Origin of the sequence: Chryseobacterium sp. C2(2020) (assembly GCF_014218915.1) — a bacterium.
In the GTDB taxonomy this organism is placed as follows: Bacteria; Bacteroidota; Bacteroidia; order Flavobacteriales; family Weeksellaceae; genus Chryseobacterium; species Chryseobacterium mucoviscidosis.
Genome location: NZ_JACLCT010000081.1, coordinates 1 through 3227, shown reverse-complemented (window position 1 = coordinate 3227; position 3227 = coordinate 1). Strand labels below are relative to the sequence as shown.

The 3227-nt window shown below is 31.2% G+C and carries 3 protein-coding genes; all 3 read left to right on the top strand.

The annotated features are described in order from the left end of the window. Positions 1–290 precede the first annotated feature (290 nt). The 3 genes from H6W52_RS20935 to H6W52_RS20925 all read left to right on the top strand — a co-directional run bounded on the left by H6W52_RS20935 (position 291) and on the right by H6W52_RS20925 (position 3138). Positions 291–1154 (top strand): aminoglycoside 6-adenylyltransferase AadS, encoded by an 864-nt coding sequence (locus H6W52_RS20935; RefSeq protein WP_003013318.1) that lies wholly within the window; start codon positions 291–293, stop codon positions 1152–1154. A 157-nt stretch (positions 1155–1311) separates the two neighbouring features. Next, entirely contained in the window at positions 1312–2451 is a 1140-nt protein-coding gene (locus H6W52_RS20930; protein WP_069148669.1) for a prolyl oligopeptidase family serine peptidase, read from the top strand. 132 nt (positions 2452–2583) lie between these two features. After that, positions 2584–3138 (top strand): hypothetical protein, encoded by a 555-nt coding sequence (locus H6W52_RS20925; protein ID WP_024566454.1) that lies wholly within the window; start codon positions 2584–2586, stop codon positions 3136–3138. Positions 3139–3227 lie beyond the last annotated feature (89 nt).

Below are 3227 nucleotides of genomic sequence, written 5' to 3'. Positions count from 1 at the left end.
TTTTACTGATTTTTAATTAGTTTTACAAAGTAACTAAATATAGCGCTGAGAAAGCTACCGAAGGTTTAGTTCAACATCGCATTGGCAAAATGGCGGGTTAAGTGCAAAACTGAACTTTCGTGCTTTTTTATCCGCCGAATGTGTTCCACATTCAGCTTTTTTTTAATAAATTAGCTTCTTTGGAAACACATCGGCTACGTTATTGCTAAATTGAACTTTCGGCTCAATTTATCCGCCACTTCGCCAATGCGTTTCCCGTTGTACGACATAGTAAAACCGAACCAAACAAAATGAAAGTCAGAGAAGAAAAGTTAAGAACAATTATAGAATGGTCGGAGAAAAACGAAGATGTAAGAGTTCTTCTTCTGACAAGTTCACTTGTAAATCCTTTAGCACTTGTTGACGAATTTAGTGATTTAGACATTGAATTTGTTTTTGAGGATAATACAAATTACATTTCAGACAAAAGCTGGACGCTTAAATTCGGAAATCCAATTGCTATGATTGAAGAAGACGAAAGTTGTTTTAACCATAAACACGCAATGAAAATGCTACTTTATGAAGACGGTGTGAAAGTAGATTTTAAACTTTACAGCAAATCAAAATTTATAAAGGAAACGCAAGAGAAAGAATTACCAGAAGATTGGGATATTGGTTATAAAATTTTAATTGATAAAGATGGTATTACAAAGCAAATGCTGAAACCAACTTATCAAATTTCCATTATCAAAAAACCGTCTGAAAAAGAGTTTCAAAATCTAATAAACGATTTTTGGTGGGACACAACTTACGTGGCAAAGTGTCTTGTGAGAGATGAAATATTCTATGCGAAATTTATGTCGGAAACCGTTATTCGCACAGAATATCTAATTCCTTTAATTGAATGGCACATTGCAAGTGAACACAATTGGAACATAACGACCAATAAATATGGACGACTTTTCAAAAAGTATCTTAACCAGGAAATGTGGGCTAAAACAGAACAAACATTTTCAGGGAGCGATATAAAGGAAAATTGGACTGCTCTATTTTCAATGACTGATTTAGTTTCAGAAATAGGAACTGAATTGTCAAAAAAATTAGAGTACAAATACCCGGATAAATTAGAAAATGACATACGAAAATATTTAGCTGGACTAAAACCCAAAACATAACTACGTCGTACAACATCGTATTGGCAATAGGCGGGCTGAACGGCTTCGTATCAACGGAAGTGCAAAATTCAACTTCTGTTCTTCGATTAAAGTTCAGTGCTAAAAATCCCGCCCATCGCCAATACGCGGCACGTTATCTGTCATTTTAAAAAAAAGTATGAAAAGAACAATTTTTACAATTTTAGCAACTTTACTTATTAGTTTCTCTTTTGCTCAAAATTATGAACAACAAATAGCGAAAGCAGAAGAATTTGTAAGCAAAAAAGATTTTTGTAACGCTTATGAAATATTTAAACCTCTATTAATAGATAGTAATCAAGGTACCATATACGACTATTACTATGCTTCTCTTTCTGCTGTCAATTGTAAAAAAGACGAAGATGCTTTAAACTGGCTTAATGTTGCTGCTGAAAAAGGTTTAGGATTAAAAGATGGAGAAATAGATTTTATTAAAAAAGATAAAAATTTCAAGGAATTAAAAAGCACAGAAAAATGGGCTTCAATTATCAACACTATGCAAAATAAATTTGCAGATAAAAAATTAATTGAAGAAGCAAAATCTAAAAAATGGGTTTCCACTATAACAAAGAATGCTATTCAAAAAAAAAGATCAAAATTTAATACCGCCAATTCTGGCTTTGCATTATATTATTCAAGCGCGGAAAATATCAATGTTCCATATTTAGTCTTTGTTCCCAAAAATTACAACGCTAATAAACCTACAAAAGCGATAATATATCTACACGGAGGAATTAATTCGACAGAAAATTTCAATTTTGATAAACCTGAAATAACGCAAGAACCAATTTTTAAAGTTGCAGACCATTTTAATTCCATAATTATTTATCCATTTGGTAAGAAAGATTTTGGCTGGATGAATCAAAAAAAGGCTTTTCAGAACATCTATAAAATTCTGACTCAAGTTAAATCTACTTATAATATAGATAAAAAAAATATTTATTTGGGAGGAATGTCAAATGGTGGCACAGCAACTTTTTGGTTTGCTTCTCAAAGACCAAGTATTTTTACAGGTTTTTATGCGATTTCTGCTAATCCTAAATTAGAGATTGGAAATATTAATTTCAATTTCGATAAACCTTTTTATGAAATCCATACAAAAGATGATTCTGTTTTTAAGTTTGATGATGTAGAAAAAATATATAACACAAACAAGTCAAGGAATTGGCATTTTGAATCTATAGCAAATGGTGACCACGGAATTATCTATCAACAAAACGGAAATGAAGTTCTAGAAAACTTGCTGAAAGAATTAATTGAAAATAAAAACGCCAGATAACATCGTATTGGCAATAGCGCGGAGGAATCGCAATTTTAATTATTTTTGATATTCCGCAGATTATTTTATAATAAGAAAAAGTCCGCATTAAAGCCGCACCATCGCCAATACGTAACCGTTATCTGCCATATTATGAAGAGATTCGCTGTAGTAATTCTGATATTTTTATTTAACACTGTAAGTTCACAAAATAGGATTTATGAAATATCATTTTGTGGAAGAGAGCAAAATGTAATATTAAGAGAAAAAAATAATAAAAAATTTTCTGGAACTATCAATTCAAAATTTCATAAACAAAAAAGTAAAAGGGACATAACCAAAACAAAGAGAATAAATAAGAATATTGCGAAAATAATTATAAATGACCTTAAGAATAATGGAATATTACAATTGAAAAATGAGGATGACAAAATTAATTGTGGTGACTTTTATCTAGATGGCGATATACTAAATTTTACAGTGACAGAAAATAAAATCATTCTTAACAAGGGTTTTGATGAAGTCTATCCAGAAAGTGAATCAAAAACAATTGAACCAAATGAATGTCGAAGAAAGGCTCAATTTTTAGCCACAATTATTGACAAACAATTAAATCTTAAAAAATTACATTCGCAACAGTTCAAAAAACTTGGTTCTGGAACTTGCTACTGGACAGGAATTTCACAAGTATGTATTAAAAAGAAATGAAAAATACGGCAGATAATAGCTAAGTTTTCGTTGCGTGCGCAGCACGAACAATGAAAACCCTGTTGAACGGAACCTTCGGCAGCTTTTGG